General features: G+C 55.5%; 20 protein-coding genes. 1 reads left to right on the top strand and 19 read right to left on the bottom strand.

Going from position 1 to position 19,776, the window contains the following annotated elements:
• Positions 1 to 88 precede the first annotated feature (88 nt).
• From JAB4_RS29760 to JAB4_RS29830, 16 genes are all read right to left on the bottom strand, one after another.
• A complete protein-coding gene (locus tag JAB4_RS29760) occupies positions 89 to 490 on the bottom strand; it encodes a hypothetical protein (protein WP_139142994.1) in 402 nt (133 codons plus the stop codon).
• An 842-nt stretch (positions 491 to 1,332) separates the two neighbouring features.
• A protein-coding gene (locus JAB4_RS29765) for an IS3 family transposase (protein WP_139143955.1) occupies positions 1,333 to 2,483 on the bottom strand; the annotation gives its coding sequence in 2 pieces (ribosomal slippage) (positions 1,333 to 2,237 and positions 2,237 to 2,483; 1,152 coding nt in all).
• Positions 2,484 to 2,540: 57 nt separating this feature from the next.
• Positions 2,541 to 4,256, bottom strand: a complete 1,716-nt coding sequence (locus tag JAB4_RS29770; RefSeq protein WP_070219752.1) for an ATP-dependent helicase — start codon at positions 4,254 to 4,256, stop codon at positions 2,541 to 2,543.
• Positions 4,253 to 6,106, bottom strand: coding sequence for an AAA family ATPase (locus JAB4_RS29775; protein ID WP_070219782.1), 1,854 nt, complete (start codon positions 6,104 to 6,106; stop codon positions 4,253 to 4,255). Before JAB4_RS29775 ends, JAB4_RS29770 begins: the two co-directional genes overlap by 4 nt.
• 946 nt (positions 6,107 to 7,052) lie before the next feature.
• A complete protein-coding gene (locus JAB4_RS29780) occupies positions 7,053 to 11,036 on the bottom strand; it encodes a HEAT repeat domain-containing protein (protein ID WP_139143927.1) in 3,984 nt (1,327 codons plus the stop codon).
• 144 nt (positions 11,037 to 11,180) lie between these two features.
• The gene (locus tag JAB4_RS29785) at positions 11,181 to 11,663 is read right to left on the bottom strand and encodes a hypothetical protein (RefSeq protein ID WP_139143928.1); all 483 of its coding nucleotides are present in this window, start codon (positions 11,661 to 11,663) and stop codon (positions 11,181 to 11,183) included.
• 633 nt (positions 11,664 to 12,296) lie between these two features.
• Positions 12,297 to 12,560, bottom strand: a complete 264-nt coding sequence (locus JAB4_RS29790; protein WP_070219758.1) for a hypothetical protein — start codon at positions 12,558 to 12,560, stop codon at positions 12,297 to 12,299.
• Between the two features lie 78 nt (positions 12,561 to 12,638).
• The gene (locus tag JAB4_RS29795; RefSeq protein ID WP_070219760.1) at positions 12,639 to 12,854 is read right to left on the bottom strand and encodes a hypothetical protein; all 216 of its coding nucleotides are present in this window, start codon (positions 12,852 to 12,854) and stop codon (positions 12,639 to 12,641) included.
• 106 nt (positions 12,855 to 12,960) lie between these two features.
• Complete coding sequence (locus tag JAB4_RS29800; RefSeq protein ID WP_139143929.1) at positions 12,961 to 13,650, bottom strand: hypothetical protein; 690 nt, start codon at positions 13,648 to 13,650, stop codon at positions 12,961 to 12,963.
• A 53-nt stretch (positions 13,651 to 13,703) separates the two neighbouring features.
• The gene (locus JAB4_RS29805) at positions 13,704 to 13,913 is read right to left on the bottom strand and encodes a hypothetical protein (protein ID WP_070219764.1); all 210 of its coding nucleotides are present in this window, start codon (positions 13,911 to 13,913) and stop codon (positions 13,704 to 13,706) included.
• An 89-nt stretch (positions 13,914 to 14,002) separates the two neighbouring features.
• On the bottom strand, positions 14,003 to 14,500 hold the full coding sequence (locus JAB4_RS30860) for a hypothetical protein (RefSeq protein ID WP_227742198.1): 498 nt from the start codon (positions 14,498 to 14,500) through the stop codon (positions 14,003 to 14,005).
• Between the two features lie 47 nt (positions 14,501 to 14,547).
• Positions 14,548 to 14,919 carry a hypothetical protein gene (locus JAB4_RS29815; protein ID WP_070219768.1) on the bottom strand — a complete coding sequence of 124 codons (372 nt, stop codon included), beginning with the start codon at positions 14,917 to 14,919 and terminating at the stop codon, positions 14,548 to 14,550.
• Complete coding sequence (locus tag JAB4_RS31075) at positions 14,822 to 15,058, bottom strand: DUF6283 family protein (RefSeq protein ID WP_254670499.1); 237 nt, start codon at positions 15,056 to 15,058, stop codon at positions 14,822 to 14,824. The genes JAB4_RS29815 and JAB4_RS31075 overlap by 98 nt, the downstream gene beginning before the upstream one ends.
• A 198-nt stretch (positions 15,059 to 15,256) precedes the next feature.
• Complete coding sequence (locus tag JAB4_RS29820) at positions 15,257 to 15,523, bottom strand: hypothetical protein (protein ID WP_083287481.1); 267 nt, start codon at positions 15,521 to 15,523, stop codon at positions 15,257 to 15,259.
• 11 nt (positions 15,524 to 15,534) lie between these two features.
• On the bottom strand, positions 15,535 to 15,882 hold the full coding sequence (locus tag JAB4_RS29825) for a type II toxin-antitoxin system ChpB family toxin (protein WP_070219770.1): 348 nt from the start codon (positions 15,880 to 15,882) through the stop codon (positions 15,535 to 15,537).
• Positions 15,876 to 16,127, bottom strand: coding sequence for a PbsX family transcriptional regulator (locus JAB4_RS29830; RefSeq protein WP_070219771.1), 252 nt, complete (start codon positions 16,125 to 16,127; stop codon positions 15,876 to 15,878). The genes JAB4_RS29825 and JAB4_RS29830 overlap by 7 nt, the downstream gene beginning before the upstream one ends.
• A gap of 946 nt (positions 16,128 to 17,073) precedes the next feature.
• Here JAB4_RS29830 and JAB4_RS29835 point away from each other — a divergent pair.
• Positions 17,074 to 17,439: a hypothetical protein gene (locus JAB4_RS29835; protein ID WP_070219774.1), complete on the top strand. Its 366-nt coding sequence runs from the start codon at positions 17,074 to 17,076 to the stop codon at positions 17,437 to 17,439.
• Positions 17,440 to 18,235: 796 nt separating this feature from the next.
• Here JAB4_RS29835 and JAB4_RS29840 read toward each other — a convergent pair.
• From JAB4_RS29840 to JAB4_RS29850, 3 genes are all read right to left on the bottom strand, one after another.
• Positions 18,236 to 18,760: a hypothetical protein gene (locus tag JAB4_RS29840; RefSeq protein ID WP_139143931.1), complete on the bottom strand. Its 525-nt coding sequence runs from the start codon at positions 18,758 to 18,760 to the stop codon at positions 18,236 to 18,238.
• Positions 18,761 to 18,819: 59 nt separating this feature from the next.
• Positions 18,820 to 19,296, bottom strand: coding sequence for a hypothetical protein (locus JAB4_RS29845; RefSeq protein ID WP_139143932.1), 477 nt, complete (start codon positions 19,294 to 19,296; stop codon positions 18,820 to 18,822).
• A 126-nt stretch (positions 19,297 to 19,422) separates the two neighbouring features.
• The gene (locus tag JAB4_RS29850; RefSeq protein ID WP_139143933.1) at positions 19,423 to 19,710 is read right to left on the bottom strand and encodes a hypothetical protein; all 288 of its coding nucleotides are present in this window, start codon (positions 19,708 to 19,710) and stop codon (positions 19,423 to 19,425) included.
• Between the last annotated feature and the right edge of the window lie 66 nt (positions 19,711 to 19,776).

Genomic DNA, 19,776 nt, shown 5'->3' on the forward strand with positions numbered 1-19,776 from the left:
GCTGGTGAACGATAGGTCGGGGAGCTGGGATTCGCTTACGCGACGCTTGCCCCAGCTTGTACAGATTTCAACACGCATGAAACGGGAACTACTTTGGCAGAGGTTGCTCGCTACGACCAGACGGAGCAGGGCCGACGTGTGCCATCTTCCTGCAACCAGGGTTCTGAACAACCCAGCCGTATTTGTTTGCAGTCTCATTTTTCATGAGCTCCATATCACATACATACCCGGGGAAAGTAGCCTTCAGGGTGGCGGATTTTGTTTGCATGTCGATAATGTTGATAGCGATCTTCTCATCTGGCACGTTGTTGAGGGCTTTAATTAACTCGCGAGCAGCGAGCGTAGCAGCATAATCCGAACCGCTTACGAACTTCGTTGTGTTGGCAGCGCTAGCGTACGGTGCGGGCTGTTGTGCATTGGCACCTGCAGCGACCAACAAAACAGCAAAAGTCGCGGTACTCCGAAGATTTTTCATATTAAAGCCTTTCATAATTATGTCGTTGGATGGTAGGGAATGTGTCAATTCAAACAAATTGGTTTGACGCATCCGTGAACGTATAGCGCTTAAATTGAGTCATGCAAAGCTAATTGGACAATTTTTTTCGAAATATCTACGCGGCCAATGGGTATTTGTCGAATTAGCAAAGGTCGACGAGACAAATAGGTAATTTGCGTCGGCCCGTACGTGGAGTACAGCCGAGCTATCCTCACCTAAAAAAATGATGGAGGAACGTGGCGGGTCGGTCGACCAATCATTGACACCGTCGGTGAACGAAAGGGCCAGGTGCTCAGTGACATCGACGCGCGCCACCACCTTCCACAGCGACCAGCGACGCCACACCGGAGTTTTAAGCGTCGCAGCTCACAGATAACGATGGCCAGCGGCACCGGGTTGGCACGGTCCTCCGCAAAATGCTTGTCAGGCCCGCGGAACTTGCGGTCCACCGGCCACGTCGCAGCGCTTTGTTGCGCCACCTCCGGATGGCTACTGCCCGGGCGGCGCCATAGCTGCATGAAACGCTCGGGTCTACCTCCTCGACCGCCCAAGCTTCTCCCCCAAATTCAGGATCTTCCTTATTCATATATGTAATGGCTGGCGTTTGAAAGTGGCCGTACTCGCATTCGAAACCGATTTCGGCTCGAAATAACTGCAAACGAAAGGGGTTCCGTGCTGACGCTATCTGCAAATTAGCTTGCAATCAACGGCGCCGGCTCGCATTCCATGGTCGCCCGCTTACGATAACTGCAAATGACGGCTCAGGCCGGCAAGTGCCCCTTTTTCGTCCTGCGCGAAGGGCTGTCAACTGAGAGCACTGAATCGCCACGAGTTTTCTAGACACTCGCAAGCCGCTGGAAATACTGCTTTTCATATTCGACCGGCGACAAGTCATTGCTGAAGCTGTGCCGACGCTTTGGATTGTAAAACATCTCGATGTAATCGAAGACATCCTGCTTTGCTTCATCCCTGGTGCCGTATGTCTTTCGTCTAATTCGTTCCCGTTTCAAGAGCTGAAAGAAGCTTTCGGCGACGGCGTTGTCATGACAATTCCCGCGTCGGCTCATGCTCTGATGCAGGTTGTGCTCGTCCAAGAAGTCGCGCCAGTCGTAGCTGCTGAACTGGCTGCCCTGATCGGAATGCACCATCACCGTATTCTTGGGCTGCCGGCGCCAGACAGCCATCAGGAGCGCGTTCATCGCCACCTCTCGATCGATGCGCGAACTCATCGACCAACCAACTACCTGCCGCGAAAACAGGTCCAGCACCACGGCCAGATAGAGCCAACCTTCGTAGGTACGGATATACGTGATATCCGTTACCCAGACTCGATTCGGTTCTTCGACGTTGAACTGGCGCTGTAGATGATTAGGGGCCACCAGCGAAGGCGCGCCGCCGCGTTTGTATTTGCGCTTGGCATAACCGGTTTGCGAACGAATACCGGCCGACCTCATGAGGCGGTGAACGCGATTGATGCCGCATTGCTCACCGAGCTCGCGCAAGTCATCGCTCACTTTGCGGTAGCCGTACACGCTGCCGCTTTCCAACCATGACTCCTTGATTGGCACGAGCAGACGCTTGTCTTCTTTAGCGCGGCGGCTTTCAGGATTGAGGCGCCAGGCATAGAAGCCGCTGGGATGCACTTCGAGCACCTTGCACAGCCGGCGCACCGGGAACTGGCCCTGTAACTCTGCAATTAAGGTGTACCTTACCCGGACGTCTTGGCAAAGTACACCGCGGCTTTTTTCAATATGTCACGCTCCTCCGTGACGCGTTTGAGTTCAGCCTTCAAGCGCCGCATCTCGTCAGACTGGGCATCGACAGCCTTGCGCTCTGCCTCAGGCACGCCATAGCGCTTCGTCCAGGCATACAGGCTGTGGATGCTTACCCCGAGCCGCTCTGCTACTTCGCTCGCTGGGTGCCCACGGTGGGATACCTGCTTGACTGCTGCTATCTTGAATTCTTCTGTGTACCGCTTGCCACTCATAAGTTCTCCTTGGGTCCGATATTATGGCTCAGGAGTGTCTACAATTGTCGTGGCGATTCACACCTCCTTTAATCCTCTAGCCAGAAGAGCAGGCCTGAGTTCCTTCAAAGAATTGTGCGGCACAGCCACCCAAAGCAGGTCTCGAGCCCGAGTCGCCGCGACATAGCCGATGCGGCCGAGCTCAGTCTCGACGCCCTCAAGCAACGCTTGCGCATGTTCCTTGAGCGTCATGTACAGGACGGCGTCCAGGCTTTCTCCCTTCGCCCTGTGCACGGTGTCGACTCGCAGCGCATGGGCATCGCTGTCAGCCAGCTCCTCAACGCTTGCGAGCGGCAAGTTCGGTAACGCCCTCTTGGACAGCTTATGCCCAATGTTATCGATCGTTTTCAGGCCAAAATTCGTCACTATCTGGGCGAGGAGGATCTTGATGCGGGCGAGGAGTAAAGGGTGCCACTGCGTGTCGGCGACCAATGACGAGGAAGGGAGCCCACTGACCGAGTCACGTGTGAATGCCCATATTTGCTTCCGGAGTTTCCTATCCTGCGGATTGATGGAGTGCTGCGTGATCTGGCTCACAAGCCCATGGGGTGGGCTGTCCAGCAGCGCGACCACGGCAACGGCCACGTGCTGGAAAGCCTTCAGGAAGTCCTTCCTCCGGTCACGTAGAACCGCAGCAGCGGCCAGAGTCTTAACGAGGCCTTGACCGGCCGTCGCCTCGTCGCCACGCAGAGTCTTCGCCAGGCCTTTGCCACGGCAGAGAACGCCGGAACGCTTGGCGTCGGAGCCGGCGGCGGACATCGCTTCATTGAAGGCGGCGATGAGTTCGGGGTGCTCGTTACGCTTATAGCCCGTGAAGAATGCGCCATGCGGTGTGCTGGGTGCGGGCCGCTCCGCAACATCGCCGCGGCCGCACAGGCTGTTAGCCAGATCGACGATGCTGGGGGCCGACCGAAAGTTCCGTTGCAGCGAGTGTTGCTGAACATCAGCGCGCTGGTGATAGTCGGTCAGGAACTTGCCGTCGGCACCCGCGAACTCGTAGATGCCTTGGTTAGGATCGCCGATGAGCGTTACACATGAGCCGGCACCGATGAGCAATTCCAGGATGGCCTCGTGCACCGATCCGATATCCTGAGCTTCGTCGATCATGATATGCGGGTACCGGCGAGCAACGGCGGTGAGCAGTTCGGGCCGCTCCTTTAGCGCCCGGTATGCCCAGTACCGTCCCAGGTCATGTGTGTACGCGCCGGTCCTACCCAGCTTCGCGATGAGGTTGCGCGCCGTGGACGCGTCCACCAACTCTATTTGGTCGTTATAGAGATGGAAGAAGACCTCGTCACCGCTCACGAACGCCAGGTGCAGCGAGGTGATTGGCTGGGGAAACGACGACGTCGAGAACTTGAAGCCCTCCAGAAAGGCTTCGTTGCCCGTCACCAGGAAGGCCGGGCGCGCGGACATCATGGTCCGATGGCCATGCGGGCGGATGATGTTGGTGGTGATGAAGCCGTCCAGTGTGTCGATGTCAACCCGCGACCGCCTTGCGCCGGAGGGCAAACTGCTTGCCAGGTCGTTGTAGGCCTTGCGGAATGTGTCGACGGCGACATTTGAAAACGACAGCAGCGCCACGCGGCCACGCGCATCGCCGAGATTGCGGCGCATCTGCACGAGGCGGTGCACGGCCGTCTTTGTCTTGCCGCTACCGGCACACGCGACGACGCACAGCGGCACCATCGGCGCGTCGACGACGGACTGCTGCTCGGGTGTCAACGCGCTCATGGCTTCGGAGTCGCCGCCAACTGGCAAGCATGCTTGATGGCAGCCTGAATGTACGTTGGCACGGTGAAAGCAACCTTGTCGTCCGAAATGACCTGCGCCAGAGACTGGGCGAAGCTGCCTTTCTTGACGTTGTTCTTCGGGCGTTCAAACATGCCGCGGAACAGCGCCTTGGCCTTGGCAGCGTCGCCGACTTCCATATCGACCGTGAGGGTCAACGACTTGGCGATTCTCGGGTGTAACTCGGCCAGCGCCTTGAGCATGGCCGTGCGATTGGTGGCCTCCAGTGCCAGGTCGTACTCGAAAGTCTTGAGGCCGTAGAAGATCTTAACGTATGCATCCTCGCAGCCCTTCATCTTAGCGGTGTTGGCCGAGACGGTGATGGCGTCACCGGGCGCCGGGTAGACGGGCTCTGTGTCTTCCTCTTCCTCTTCCTCTTCCTCTTCCTCTTCAGAAGCGCCCGCGCTTTCAACGGCAGGCGCCGGTAGAGGCATGCAGCCTACGGCCACCGCCTCAGCCTGGGGCTCGGCTTTGGGCGGCACAGGGTCGGCGTCCGTCAGGACCGCGACAGGAATCTTCAACCCCGCGTCTCCGAATAGGGGAAGGAACGAGTCGAAGTTCAGCCCTTCGACACTGATGAGGCTCACGCCGTGCTGGCGTAGATTGCAGTCAACACGCTGGGCCAGCGCGTTTATCATCATGAGCTCCGCCGCCCCCTCCACGAAAATTACGCGGCGGGCGAAGAAGAGCTCGGCACGGGTGACATCGAGGTAGCGCTCCAGCTTCTCGCGCTTGCCCTTCTTAAAAACCACGCTGCGCGGGAGGAAGGTCTCTACGGCGGCACCCGTGTCGACCAGACACACCAGGCTGTCCAGGTCGGCGATGCTCGCGAAGTTTGGCGAATGGCTCGTTACGAAGAGCTGGACTGGTTTTTCGCCTTCGATCACCTGTATGGACTGCAGGTACTGGAGCAGCACGGCCTGAAGTTGGGGATGTAGGTGCGCCTCGGGCTCCTCTACGATCAAGCCCCGGTAGCAGGAGTCTGGATTCTTGGTCAGCTCGCTCAGCACGACCGCCATGTAGACCAAGTTGTTAAAACCCAACCCGTTCTGCTCGATCTCGAAGGAGTCCACCAGGAGCGACAATCTGGACTTCAAGCTCTTGAAGTTGCTAGCACTCAGACCGACCTCCAGCAGCTGCGCGAGTTGCGGTCCCAGCATCGTTTTGTGCTGGAAGTTGATCGCGTCATGCGTACTAACGATGGGCAGGTGCGCCTTTAGCTTGCCATCGAGTTCCTGCAACGCCTTGTTGATGCCATCGATGCCAGCATCGTCGGCCAGCAGTTGCAGCAGACGCGCAAGCTGGCTGGTGCGACCCGGCTTCAGGCCTTGGGACGCATCCCTGAGCGGCGGCAGGTATACGCCCCGCAGGTTCTCCATCATGTCCGCCGTCAGGCCGACGTCCTCGTTCTCGCCGCACCAGCGTTTGGCGCGCAGGCGGCCGGCATTGTCGGCGTCCGAGTAGCGGATCTTGATGTGTGCATCGAGCCCGCTGGCAGCGCCTGGCACGAGTGCGGCCAGGAAGTCCGCTTCATCGTCGAGACTAAGCCCGCTGAACACGTACTCGAACAAGATGTCACCTGATGGGGAGCCGCCGTTGGGCCGGTGAACATCGTCTTCACCGAGCCGCGGGTAGGGCTCGTCATGACCAGCCAGCAGTGCACGCAACGCGTCGACCACGGCCGTCTTGCCGACATTGTTGCCGCCGACCAGGACGTTTAGGCCGGCTTGAAACGACAGTTCCGCGTGTTTGAGCTTGCGGAAATTTTTGATCACTAGTTTGGCAAGGTACACTCTTGTTCTCTCTTGCTTGCGGGTTCGCTGCAACACGCAGACGATGCCGAGGTTAGTTGCCTTATATTTTGGGCGGTGCAAGTGTCCGGCGGTGGGCCGAAAGCGGAAATTGCATACTGAACATTGTATCGTACAGACGCAGCCATGCGAGGTGCCGCCATCGAGACAATTTTCGTCTCTCACACGGGGTGGTACAGCACTTTCGAGACATCGTCACCAGCTTGTCCAGACCCAAACGAGGCAATGTCCATAGCTTTCGGATGCTTGCAATTAGCGCGAGCACGCCACTCTGGAATGCGAGCCGGCGCCAACGATTGCAAGCCCATTTGCAGATAGCGTGAGCGCGGCCGCTTGGCCGCTTGCAGTTAATTCGAGCCCAAAACAACGTCGAATGCGAGCACGGCCGTTGTCAAACGCGAGCCGCTACACATTTAGACCGTTTTGCCATCGGTGTGCATGGCGAACAGTGCTCCTTGGAAGTGTTGAATAGGCTGGGCACTTTCCGTGGGTCACTTCTTGTTCATATCATTGCAGTGTGGCTCCCGCTTAAACCGGCGCAGAAACACTTCTCTCGCTTTTGCAGCGGTATCTATGCACATATTGCGTTAAGTGAGGGCGTGCATACCTCGTGCCATAATTTCGGTCCGCTCTATTCGATTGGTCCCATCCCACTTCTTTGAGTCAAGTTGGGCGCTTATTAATTTGCCCTCTTCATTTGCCAATGACGCCATAAGCAGAGCACTGCAAACTCTGCCTGTAAGTTGTGACATTGTCACTTTTGAAAAGTCTTCAGAGGCGGTGATGACGCACATGTGCGGTGCGCTCGCCACGTCGGCCACGTACGCGAAGAAGGGAGCGGCGACAATTACGTTAATCAGGCGAACGGATGGTCGCATTGGATCTTTCCCATTAATTAGCGTCCGACACGCTTTGGTAAGAAGGGACCTCAATTTTTCTTCTTCGGCGCCATGAACAATAGGACTTCTTCATCGCTGAGCTGATCTCCCAAATCGTCGAGCATGGTCTCGTCGAACTTACCATCGGAGCCCGCAAGCGCCCATGCGACCGCAGGATGGTTGGCAGGCAGCATCGTAGCTATTCGGTTCGCCGTCGGCAAATCTCGGGCCCGCATCACCCAGATTACGAGTAGCAGGAGGACTCTGCGCTTGTCGTTGGTTGCCAGTGTCTCAGCGATCGCGAGGACATGGGGCAAGTCGCCGCGCTTAGCGAGGAGGAGGAGAAGTCGCGAGGCCACTGGCTCGATCCGACGCGAAACGTCCCGGGCCGAAATACGTGCGATCACGTCGGGTGCGACGTGATCGGCAACCGCCATAAGAGCGTGCACTGCCGCCCGACGAACAGCCTTGCGTCCAGGATTGAGCGCAAGATCGAGCAAGCGCGCTTGCGAATCGATTTCTGCATTGGCAACCAGAAGCCTGAAAATCTCATATCGCAGGTCAGGGTCCCGGCTATCTATCGCAGTTCGATAGAGCTCATCTGCAGTTGGCGTATCTATGGCACCGAGCTTGGCGATGGCCGGCACTGCGGCCCGCGCGATGGGATAGATGTCATCCTCATTGTGATAGCGAGATTCTGGGGACCAGCTATCCTTGACGAGGCGAAGTAACGTGGGTAGGTGTTCAGGGTGTGGCTTCTCTGCAAGAAGTTCGACGAGCGTTTTTCGCACAGGACTGGCTTTCGCTTCAACAAGCGCGAGTAAATGTTGCGGCAATGGCGCCGGCAAAGGAGTGGCGACAGCCTTGAGCGCGCGCGAGATTACTGCGGCGAACTTGTGCTTCAGCGCGCCGTGCACTTCCTCGGTCATGCAATGACGAATGGCCGCCTCGATCGCTTCGACTGCCGCGCCATCGTCATCGGACTGTACGAGAACACAACGAACATCGTCCGCAATAGGCATCTGTATGTGCCGGTCGACCATAAACCGAAACACCCGCAGATTCTCGCTGGTGAAATTCATGCGTGCGATAAGAGCGCAAGCTGCATCAGAAAACTTAGGCGATTTATTATTTTTTAGCGCAATGGCTGCCTGGCTAACTTCCCCAAACGGAACAGGGAGCTTTAGCACTGCGGCCGCCGCGGCCGCGGCAGTGCGCTCGTGTAGGACGTTTTTTTTGAAACCGGAATGTCGATGTTGAAACTCGCCCAATTCTATGGCGATCTCTAATAGTCGGGACTCTCGACCTTGATTTCTGAGATCACTGACGATCTCTGTCAAGAAATCGGGTTCTCGTTCAATCAGACAACTCAGAGCTGCCTGACGAACGGACGGCTCTGGGTGGCCAGATACAAGCCGGCCGATCAACTCGCCTCTATACATCGGATCCCAGACTTTCGTGAGAATCCGCCATAGCGTACCCTCATCCTTGGTGCCGAAGCCGGTCGCAACCGCTCCGGCTATCTCGTCGGCGTTCGCTTCATCCTCATTTGCGAGCGAGCAAAACCAATAATACCGTAGCCGGTCGCAGTGGCGGTGCTCGGCAAGTTTTCGCCATCCGACGGTTGTTCTCACCCGATCAACATATGCTTTCAGAAACTCGCCGGCAGTGTGGCCGTCCTCGTTCTCCTGAAGATGGTTGGCGTAATCGTCGCTGTACTCATTATTGATAATTGCGAGACGGGTTTCGTCCGCGTTTCTGCGGTCTGCCTCGGACGGCGTTAGGACGTCCGCAGCAATATCTACAATCGCCTCGAACCCAGTAAGATCGTTGAGAGCGCCCGCCGCGATGGCATCACTGCTGTACGTCACGCCGTAGTGAACCGCTTTGGATGCTGCAGCCAAGAATGCCGGCGTGAGCTCTCCTGCTAAGCGCTCAGCTTCGACGACGAAGTTCTCGGAAAAACTATCTTGATCTCTTGGCAGTAATTCAATTATAAAGGTTTCGACCAACACTTTGACGGCAGGATCGGAGCGTAACCGATCATGCCACACATCAGCGTGTGGTGCAGTACCCCAGCAATGCATGCCGCCGAAGCTTCGGTCCGGACGGTGCAGCAGGAAACGTGCGGCCTCGGACACGTTGCTGTTGGCAGATCCCGCCGCCGCGGCTAGATCCAAGTTGCCCCGAAAACCTTTTCCACCTTCGGCGAGTTGGGCCGCGAGCCACGCGTCTATCTTCGCCTGAGAACCAGGCGTCGGCTCGGGCTTGAGCTCTGGTGTGCGATCAGCGGCCGCGATCAACCGAGCGGCAGCGGCAATACCCCAATCCTCCCCGGGGCCATCCGGTGAAACTAAAATATCAATGAGCGTTCGAAGTGTCTTCCTGGCGACGAGGCGGTCGCGCGTCAAGGCCTTTTCGATCCCAGCCTCTACACGTGGATGATAATAAGTGACGGACGCTTCTGCCTGACGCAGGTTGCGAGCTGAGACAAAGAATGCAATTAGCGGCGACACACCTTTTTCAAACTGGGCGCTATGCTCCGACAACTTCTCTTCGACCGACCGCAACAGCTTAAGCGACAATCGATCGTTCGCCTTGAGTAAGCCCCAGACCACCGCGGCCGCACGCACGTCACGTCTTTCCTCGATTTGGTCGATAACGGTGCGCTCGATCGAATTCTGGTGCGCCTGACGGATAGCCTCGGCGACGAAAGCACCGGGATTCCGCCGGTCATCGAAATCTATCGTGGGCAGTGCATCGAAGAACTTTTGGATCTCTAGAGGCGTGGCCAGCTCAGACAGCACCGACACCTCATGGTTTTTCGCGATCGGCTGAAGCTTGCGCGGCAGAGCATCAATTCGCGTGCGGTAAAGGCGGCGACGCTCAGTCGGACCGTAATGTTCAGCTTCCAAGTTAACAAGCCAAGGTTTAACGGTATCCAGCGCACCAGCGCTCTGAGCCACATCGAGACGGGAAGTTGCGACAATCATTCGGCTGGAGCGGGCATCGCCAAGAAAACCCGCGAGCTGATCGTTCCACGGGCGGCTCGCTGGATCGAAGTCGAACCGTCCCCATGGGTCTTCAATGTCATAGAGGACAGGAGGTTCGGTCTTATCGTCTCTAATCTGTTGGGGCCCTAGGGTGATCGGCACGCGAGTGAGTCCAGGGATACGTTCTCGCAGCTCTTCGTAAAGCTTTCCAGTCGCCATTGTCTTGCCTGTACCCGACTGACCGATAATCAACGCAGCGCCTCGCTTGTCCATGGCGGCGAGCAGGTCTGACCAGTTCGTTGGATGGACATAGTGTTCGAGCTCGGGAGAGCTCGCGATGTATCCGTCATGCCTCCGGATAAGTCTCTCGAGTTCCAATCGCGTCCAACGGCCGCCTCCAGCGCCGCCCATCCGGTTCCTGGCCTCGTCGCGTAAAGCTCTACGGCAGGCTTCCAATCGCGCATTCGGCACACGAAAGCTTTCCGTGAGTAGGCGTTTAATGTCGGTAGCTAGCCGTTCTTCGTCCTGATTGCAGATGATGGCAACGCGCCCTGCCGCGTCGGCCGGAAGCATTTTCTTTATGGACGCAGGCATATTGGTCGCCCCCGGCCAGATGCTCGCCCGACGGACACGCAACTTTCGCGTTTCGCCGTTGAGGGCGGCGCTTGTGACGAGCAAGTACCGCGCCGACGGCGTGGCGAGCCGTCGCGCAGCGGACTCCCGCACCTCGCCGTGATTCAAAAGGGCCTTAATCCCGCTAACGGTCCAAGCATCTCCTGTCCGTAGTTTCGCTTGAACGATTAGCCGATAGCCATCCATTGATACAGTGCTCGTTATCCGACCTGGTTCGTACTCGGTCAAATCGGCCTCGATGTCTTCCTCCGTGGCCGGCTCGAGCACGAGCTCATGCGTCAGCTTGCTGGCGAGCACTAGGTCGAGCGCCAGCCAGACCGACACATCGATCTGGTATTCATATCCAACAATAGATACGGCGCCGGACCCAGCGCCCTCATGAAGGTCAGATATTAATTGATCAGGCACTTTTCTTCACCTCGATTGGTCGGTAAATCGATAAGCTCGGCTTTACTACAGCAGCCGAGTTTGCTAAGCACTCTACAGTTCATGGCGATAGTGTTCCAACGCATCCGTCGTCGTCCGGAAGGAAGTACAGGCGACCCCAAGGTGTCATTCAGCTTTGCGGCGTCGAGCCTCGTCAGAACGTGCGAGTTCGATTGCCTCCAGCGCGTCGCGCAGGCGTCGTGCCACGCGTGGGGTGACGAACATATCCACCGTATCGGCTTGAGCATAATGGGTGCGGTTTGGTCCAATCGCTTCGATGCCGGTCCCCCCCGCACCAGTTTCAAACAACATCAGGTCGCTTGGCCCGTTCGTTTCGTTCAGCGATTGCTCATGCAGTTCGCGGGCCGAGTTGATGTTGTAGATCATCCCGTCGTCGCACCAGCCCTTTGTATCGACACACCACACCTTTTCCAAAAGCGCTTCAAGGTGTGCGCCTACGGCTTGTTCAGTCTTCGATTCGAAGAAAACAATCCGTTCTTCGAACGCGCCATTCGTCATGTGGTTTGGTAGGCTTACAATTCCTCGATACAGTCGGCCGTTTCCTGCGAACGTTGCCGGCTGTCGTAGATAGTTCGCTGGTTTGTTCATTGTGCTTTTCCTTTACTCGGCTGCCGCCGAGTCTTCCTTGTGGTGCGCCGCCAGCTCGGCACGTGCTTTGGCAAAATGCTGGGGACCGTTGCCACGCCCATCGGTGCCATACAATGCGATGCGCAGAACGTCGATGATCCTGGTGATGGTGTCTTAGCCCTGATTGACCAGTGTGTGGCCCAAGGCGCTCAGTTCGCCCACCGCGTCCGTCAAAGCCGCGTGCAGGACTTCAATGTTGGTCGATGCTGCCATATTCTCCTCGATCATTTCATGCGCTTCCAGGCGCACAGTTTATAGGTCAGGCGACCATTGAAAAGGTAATGCTCTGTGTCACGCTTGCAGCGGCCGCAGTAGCGCATAAATTTCCTGTCAAAGCTCAGAGGGCGCAGCGTCCCACTCGTTCAGCAAGCTGGTGATCAAACGTTCATCGCTACCACGCCAAATCTCGGTATTGCCACCTGTTGGCATCGAATACCCGCTGCTGGTTTCTTTGTAGACAGAGCTGAGAACGCGATCAGCCGGTACCGCTCTGCTTACCATTGGGCCGGTATCAAATTGTTGGTCGCCGGCGACCCAACCTTTTGGAGTTAGGTGCCACAAGGTCCACTCGCTGCTAGCCATGATCTTCCTCCATCAGATGCGGCACAACAGCCCGGTGAGCAGACCAGAAGCGCTGGACAATGCATCGCCGCGCAGTGTGCCCTTGGGGAAGCTCATGCCGTCACGGCTCTTGCCAATGATGACTTGGTGCGTGTTTTCGCCTTCGTCGATCTTGCTACTCCCCCGCAAGAAGCGCTCAAACGATTTCGGCAGGCCAGCTTGATTTATGCTGGTGGTAACGCTGGGGTGACCAGCGGTAAAAGCGCTTAAAAAGGCTTGGGGTCCTGTTTTGTTCATTGCTCCTCCGCATAGAGCGGCCTTTCAAGTTCGCCGGCTGCCGGCCGGCGCGGAGCGCCTGGCGGCGCCGGTTTTCTCTCACAAGCCGCGCAGTTTGATTGTGCCGTTGCGCTCGCCCTGTATCTTTTTCAAGTTACGCTTGTCGTAGTCGTCGAGCCCGGTGCAATCCGCGTCGGAAAGACCCATTTCACTCACAACATCAGCTGCTGCAACTGGTTGATCGTGCAGTACGATCAAAAGCGAGACGGCGACTAATGCCCCTAACTGAAATTCTGTAAGCTGTGTTTGTGCCATAATTTTCCTCGTTGGCCGGCACCATGCCGCCCTTCTAAACGTCGCAACTGCCTTGGGGTTGATGACGGTGGATCAGGCGCATTCCATGATCCATTACGTTAATCGTTTATATCGATTTTCCACGCACAACTAACTTTAGATCACACAAACACTGCAATGTCACATCACTAGGAACCCCAGCAGCTTTAAGCCGAGTTGCAAATTCGATTGGTGAGATCGTCGGCTGTCGAACAGCTTCTACGATGGCTCTGTAAATTAGGTCAACATGCATTGGCCGACGCAGAACTGCTCTCACGTTTTCAAAAAGCGCACCGCTAGATTTCCACCAACTGGAACTCCAAATATACCGGTATTTACCTGACGCAAAAGCCGGATCGACATCAGAAATCTGCGTTGTATTTTTTTGTCGAGCAGATATCATTTCGCGGTCAGCCCGCTGTCGTTCCGCTTCAAGAGTGGCAGAAACAAGTTCAGCCTGCTGTCGTTCTGCTTCATGTACGGCAGCAACACGTTCATTCTCGATGCGTTCGTTTTCAAGCTGTTCAATGAATCGAGCGGTGTTTTCCACCAACAGGGCTCGTTCGTCGTCTGTAAGTGGTCTTGCAGCGCCGCCACCATAATAAGGCGCAGCCACTGTACCCAGCCCACCGTAGAGCGTTGCAAAACACTGCGATCCGAGGACATGGAATTTGCCATTATCAAGGACGACATGTATGCGCTTGAAAACCGAATGACCGCATCCGTCTGCCTGGCACCTTATTCGATTGGCGTGCGATACCTCGACGATGCTCAACAAATGGGACTCCGGTTCAGGCGCTGATATCATCTCGCGTTTCCTTAACTCAGTTTTCAGTTGACCGAATGGTCAGGCCAAGCGTGAATCGTCACGCTGTCGCCGACCGTAATCGGGCCATCCTTCGTATCCACGCGTTCATTTCGGTTCTGAAGAACCCGTTCGCCTTGCCGCACTTTGCCACTGGCCAGTAGCGCACGCAACGCACCGACGTCATCGACTACCTCGCTGTCGAACAAGATTTGGGCTAAATTCTCGCTGGCCATAATTCTCCTCAATGGCCAGCACCGCACTGGCCTTCTCATTACGCCAGGCCCGTCATGCGGGCCTTGGGGGTGCTGCTGGGCGCTTTCTTCTAACCCCAACTGACCAGATCAGCTGGGACTTCAATATGATGGTGCATCTTTACTTGAGCACGAAATACGTCCCAGGCATCAGGGCCTGATGGCGAATGAGTACAATGCAAGCACTGGGTACCGCCGGCCATTTGCTCTGCTGCGGACTTGTGGACATCTAGACCAAAGGTCTTGCTGAACCTGCCAACGCAAGATCCGTCAGCCGCCGTTACCCAGACTGTGCTGCCGTCGCCGGAAACTTGAATATCATACGGTGGGCAGTCTAGGAAGGCCGGATGGTCGAGATCAACCACAATGCTGCTTTCATGCTGATCCTTACCAACATATTTTTTCGCCCACGCACGACGTTGTCTTGGTGTCCGGTCTTCACAGCCACGCTCATGCCGACGCTTCCATATCTTGCACAGCGCTTGCATGTCACGATTAAAGATCGTGAAAAGTCGATATTCGGCACCGCAATGTACGCATGAAGCATAGCCGGTGTTGTTGGTACCCATTTAACTTTTTTCTTCGAATTGGGAATCGACCATTGCAATAATTTCCTCTATGCCGGTGTAGCATTGTTGTGATCGCCAAGCCAGCCCCAACGCTCAGGGTCGCCCTCATGGGCAAGCATCCATGACCAGCCAGTCTCTCCAGTGTCAGGGCCGTTGCTGTTCAATTGCACAAAGGCGGCACCGCCGATGTTATCGACGATGAAGAGGCCTACGTGACAGAAACCCGGCGCCTCCCGCTTGATGCTTCCTTCGCGGCCATCAACATGCTTTACGCGCTTCCCTGTCCAACCCATTCCGCGACTCATTTGGTCTTTTCCTTGATCAATCGCGGCACGCTGCCAAGGCAGCATCGTCCGCTGATACACCGTTTGCAATTGCCATAGCGCGGTAATTCTTGTGCAGCTCGTGGCCACCGTCATGTACGTCGTCCCTCAACTCGCCTCGGATGTACCGCAGGCGCACCGTCAGGTTATGGTCGGCACCTCGCATCAAGAACCCGGCACACAGGGCTGGCTTTTTGCTCCCAGCTTCGTGGCATCCAAAAGTATGTTCCGCCATATCGTACGCCGTGCCAGCTGAATGACGGAACGCCTCGGCAGGAAACTCACCGGTCGCATCTATTCGTCAGGGACACTTGGGGCATGGTTGTTTTCGATAGCAGCCCTTCCCGCCTTCAACCGTCACGACTTGGTTATTGGCGTCAGCAGGTCGGACTCGCGTTATCCTGGGCATGTTCTTTCGCATGGGCTCTTTTCCCTATTTTTCATCAAGCGCTTCAAGCGCCTCTTCCCCAGCAAGTGTCGGCACCAATTCAAATTGCGACTCCCAGAGGTTACCGCTGTCACGTACGAACAGGAAACCAGCGGTCTCCAGATCCTTCGCGGCTTTAGAGAGCTGCTTGCGCTTGACACCTGTTGCCTCGACCGCCTCGGCCAACAGCTTCCGAGCAGGTAACCCGAGATTCACTAGAATCGCTGCCGATTCCAGCACTTGCTCCATTGACTCATGCGAGATCAGCATCATGTGGATTTTCCCTAATCGGTGATTGCACGCAACCTGGCGAGAGCATCTTCCACCACGTACTCCGGCACTGTCTCGACTCGCTTTGCCTTTCTTGCTTCCAAATCCAACATGCGAATCTGATTGACCAAAGCTACACCTTGGGTCTTTGTGCCGGCACCGCTCAGCGAAGCTGCGAAGCCCGCATGCCGTGCGAAGTCGCCGCCTTGTGTTATTGGAGCGACCAAGACCACGCCCAACGCGTTGAAAGCGCTTGTGGACAGTACTAAGACAGGCCGCATACCTCTTTGCTCGTGCCCTTCGGTTGGGTCGAGGCTGACCATGACAATGTCGCCGCGTCCGAATTTACTACGGCTCACCACGCTTCACGCCCCACCGGCTTGATTTGAGACCAAACTGCCATATCGGCCGGTTCCGCTGCAGAAAAGTCACATTGCGCTAGAAGGTCAACCAAAGAATACGACGGGCGCGCAGCTTTCAGCAGCACGCCCTCTGCCTGCACGTTGACACTGAGTTTATCTCCCAAAGTCACTTTGAGCATGCCCAGCAACTCGGTAGGCAGCCGTACTGCTGCGCTATTGCCCCACTTCTGAACTGATAATTCCATAGACCCTCCTAATGTAGATACATTGTAGATTCTTTTAATCAGCGTTGTCAATGTCATTGTTTATACAATGTATCGCCATGATCGAACTATAGTACTTCCATCAAAGGCTGACGGAACTTTTTGTTGGAGATCGAAAAATTTATGACAAATCACTGTCATAGCCTCATTCATCGGTAAAGCTTAAGGCAGCATAGTGTGCTTCATATCGACCGCTGCAGCGCGGTTATTAATGCAACGCCGATGGAGAGGGAACCAAAGGCTGACATTAGTTTGAGGTGGCCCGCGACGGGCCAGCTGCCTGATTGATTGGTAGGAATGGCGTATTGCTCACGTCCGCCTCCGGATCTTCGAACACCAACCGCAACGCGCGTGAAATGGACCGGGGTTTGGTCACGCCGGCAAACATCACGAGCATAACGCTGCACCTCGTGACGGGCAGACCCCGCCGGCGGCACATGCAGATCGCGGTGTACGGGGAGCCGGGTAATGTCGCCATTATGTTCCCCGTCCGTTCGACCTTGCGGCGCACGTGACGTAATTGCTTGGCCAGCACACTAGGATCGGCCCTGCCTTGCTGGGTTGAAATCGATTCGACCAGCCGTCGCAGTAAGTTTGGGATCGGCGGGCGCTACCCCCTATTGATCCGTTTTGCCACCTGCTGAGCGTTTAACTCTACCGGGATCGCGATATCACTCAAGGCCTGTCGCACGGCCCTCCATGTGGACTGCGACTGCGTGCCGCCAGGCTGGGCGTGTATCAGGAGCTGCGCCCAATGCGCCTCCGTTGTCAATTCCATTTAATTGCGCGCCTGGCGAGTACGGGAAAAGACACTATCGCAGCAACTAAAAAGGCGACTAAATCCACGAAAAAATGCGACTGATTAAACGGCACAGCTAAATCCGCGACTGGAATTGACAGCCGCTGCAGTAGCTGCAGGCCTTGGCCCGTGTACGGGTTTGACGGCGAGACCACGCCGCCGGCCGTGGCCATGCTGATGGCATGCGCCGTGCTACACGTCGACCAGCTGGCCGGCCAAGATCCTGGCCGCTGCGCGGTGGTGGCCAGCGCCGTGCCGGCGCCGCCTGCTGATCGAATGATCGAGCGGCGGGCGTCCGCTCTGGTGCAACTGCAGGCACTGCTGCGCCAGCTGCTGCAGCTGGCCCACGCGCGCTTGACGGCGGCGCCTCGGCAACGGCGGTGGCCATCCTGGTGGCCAGCTGCGCTGCATGTCGACCAGCTGGCCAGCCTCGATATCGGTCGCTGCGCCTTCGGCGCAAGCTCTCCTAGTGATGCCAGTCGCGCTTTTAGTTAGAGAATCGCCTCTTCAAATGGAATTGACATCCGTGTCGACGTGGATGATCGAGCCAGTCAGTGACGCTACATACAGAGCCGCTTTGAGGCTTAATCCCTTGAATACTTGGATCTGCGCACCCTCCTATCCTGAGGGAAGCGGCTGCAGCAACGTGTAGGGATCGGCCAGGGCTTTGCGCTTGAAATACTCGATGAACCGATCCGTCGCATTAGCGTCTGTTTCGGGCATGTGGTCGGCAATGAAGCACCGCTGGGACGCTTCTCGCAGCATCCAAACCACGCGCTTCGTTTCCTGTTTCGCGAGTTTCAGGAAGCGCTATAGGCCACCGACCTTAAGTGGTTTCCATCCGTCGCTGCGCCGGGCCAGCACCTCCTTAACATGATGGCCTACCGGGCACTAACCTCACCGGGATCGCGTACCATATGCACGAGGCCGGTGCGGATAAACGGCTACAGCTTCAGGAGCAACATGACGTTCTTGAGCATCTGCATGTTGTGGCCGGTGGGTGATTCATTGGGGCTGAACCCCAGCCTCATGCGCGTGCCCAAGAATAACGGGTGCACGAGCACAACCTCTTCGGCAAACGGAAGCCTGCCCAGCACCGTTGCCTCGACAGCACGCGGATCGCTGAACCCCATGTAGACCGAGCCCAAGACTTTAGAATTGGGCCGTGAGCAGCGAGGCCAGATCGGCGTCTTCTGCCCACAGACCAGCAAGCGCGCGATGGATACGCGTAACCTGCTCGTCACTCAGGTTACGGAGCATTGATGGTAAGCGACTTCTTAACTGTAAATAATCAATCGAGACATCCATTGCCGCGAGGGGACAAGGATGTGCTACCGCTGAGCGCTGAATTGTAGTTTCCATAAATAACCAAACGCGGCTCGGTATTAAAATATACTTTCTCCAGTTTCATCGCCCGTTTGCTTGCTAACGTGCTGGGGTAGCGATGATGCACACACGACACACTATCGGATATTCTTTTTGAAGTCTGGAGGAGACTGGTATAGTTCGCTAAGTCCGTGAAGAAAATCTGTGAAAAAGCGACTGCAGTTTGTTCCAAAGATTTTTTTTGCAACTCGGAATCAGGAAGGCTCCGGATAAACGAATCAACATCATCACGCACCCCATTAAGGTCGTAGTCGAAACCGACAACCGCATCGAGTCGATCTGGTGATGGTGCAGCCATCAAGGAAGATGTCGCAATAAAGGTAATTAAAAAAAATGCTAATCTGTATTTCATATTATAAAATATCCAGTAAATTGGTTTAGAGCAAAGAAATCGATCTATTTCTTTGCTGTTCCTTGAGATGATGGCCATTCTGATGAATCTGCCCACAGTAGTAAACGCTACTGTGGGCAATGATTGCTTCGATTCTTTTAAAAGCCCGCAGGCGAATCCTCAAAATGATTTTCTGAAAGGCGACACTGTTTCAATGTTCTTAGCATCAAATTTTCCATGCTTACCTGTCGCATAAAAAATTGAAGTGATCCGATTGTCGCATGCGTCTCAATTTCGACATCAACGGTAGAACACCCTTCATATCTTTTTGATGAAATGGACAGTGCCCTTCCGGCACGTTTGCAGAACCATTCAAGCTGTTCTAATTGCAGAGCGCTTTCAGCTCTGAAAGAAAAAATGTCTTTTTTCTTTATTTCCATGACTTCTTTGATTGATGGATCCGATAATGCATTTGCAATGTTGCGATTTGTTTTGTGCTCACTAGAAAATTTTCTAATAATTTCATCGTCCGAATGGGCATCTCGTTTCCAGGATGCCAAGGTGGCCGATGGACGACGGTGAAAGGCGGCGCGATCCTCTGCCGTGTAGCCGAGATTTTTGCGCGAATGATGCATAATTGTGCTTTCCGTTTTTTATGCGGAGAGCACCCCAGCGGGATGCTCCCCCGCTGGGTTAATGCCGCAAAGCGGCTGAATGTTGCTGTTATCTATTCAGATCCGAAAATTCCTATTACTTCCTGGTTAGTCGTGGATTAAGCACGGGTCACCGTTCGCGGCGGAGCAATGTTGGCACTCTTGAACACGTTCGAAATATGAAGCATCTTCTCTACCCTCATTCCATGCCGCCATTAAGGTCGGACTGTTATTTATTTGGCTCGGTAAGGCTATATCTGTAAAACCACTATATTGACCGCCCAAATAATAGGCGGCTTCACGTGCGTCTTGCATTTGCACCTCATTGACGAAAAGCCCACTGCCGTTGTAATAATGAACTTGGTTATCTACTGACGATGTTTTAATCGCTTGCATAAAATTCTCCAAATTGTCGATCTCTGAAAAAAGAGAATTCGATATTAATATATTCCGCTAGAGGAT

The organism is Janthinobacterium sp. HH102 (genome assembly GCF_001758625.2).
In the GTDB taxonomy this organism is placed as follows: domain Bacteria; phylum Pseudomonadota; class Gammaproteobacteria; order Burkholderiales; family Burkholderiaceae_D; genus Janthinobacterium.

What these genes read in the sequence shown, in the direction of transcription:
- JAB4_RS29760 (WP_139142994.1), bottom strand. Translation starts at nt 490, where the DNA reads ATGAAAGGCTTTAATATGAAAAATCTTCGGAGTACCGCGACTTTTGCT.
- JAB4_RS29770 (WP_070219752.1), bottom strand. Translation starts at nt 4,256, where the DNA reads ATGAGCGCGTTGACACCCGAGCAGCAGTCCGTCGTCGACGCGCCGATG.
- JAB4_RS29785 (WP_139143928.1), bottom strand. Translation starts at nt 11,663, where the DNA reads ATGAACAAACCAGCGAACTATCTACGACAGCCGGCAACGTTCGCAGGA.
- JAB4_RS29790 (WP_070219758.1), bottom strand. Translation starts at nt 12,560, where the DNA reads ATGAACAAAACAGGACCCCAAGCCTTTTTAAGCGCTTTTACCGCTGGT.
- JAB4_RS29795 (WP_070219760.1), bottom strand. Translation starts at nt 12,854, where the DNA reads ATGGCACAAACACAGCTTACAGAATTTCAGTTAGGGGCATTAGTCGCC.
- JAB4_RS29805 (WP_070219764.1), bottom strand. Translation starts at nt 13,913, where the DNA reads ATGGCCAGCGAGAATTTAGCCCAAATCTTGTTCGACAGCGAGGTAGTC.
- JAB4_RS30860 (WP_227742198.1), bottom strand. Translation starts at nt 14,500, where the DNA reads ATGGGTACCAACAACACCGGCTATGCTTCATGCGTACATTGCGGTGCC.
- JAB4_RS29815 (WP_070219768.1), bottom strand. Translation starts at nt 14,919, where the DNA reads ATGACGGTGGCCACGAGCTGCACAAGAATTACCGCGCTATGGCAATTG.
- JAB4_RS31075 (WP_254670499.1), bottom strand. Translation starts at nt 15,058, where the DNA reads ATGGCGGAACATACTTTTGGATGCCACGAAGCTGGGAGCAAAAAGCCA.
- JAB4_RS29820 (WP_083287481.1), bottom strand. Translation starts at nt 15,523, where the DNA reads ATGATGCTGATCTCGCATGAGTCAATGGAGCAAGTGCTGGAATCGGCA.
- JAB4_RS29830 (WP_070219771.1), bottom strand. Translation starts at nt 16,127, where the DNA reads ATGGAATTATCAGTTCAGAAGTGGGGCAATAGCGCAGCAGTACGGCTG.
- JAB4_RS29840 (WP_139143931.1), bottom strand. Translation starts at nt 18,760, where the DNA reads ATGGCCATCATCTCAAGGAACAGCAAAGAAATAGATCGATTTCTTTGC.
- JAB4_RS29845 (WP_139143932.1), bottom strand. Translation starts at nt 19,296, where the DNA reads ATGCATCATTCGCGCAAAAATCTCGGCTACACGGCAGAGGATCGCGCC.
- JAB4_RS29850 (WP_139143933.1), bottom strand. Translation starts at nt 19,710, where the DNA reads ATGCAAGCGATTAAAACATCGTCAGTAGATAACCAAGTTCATTATTAC.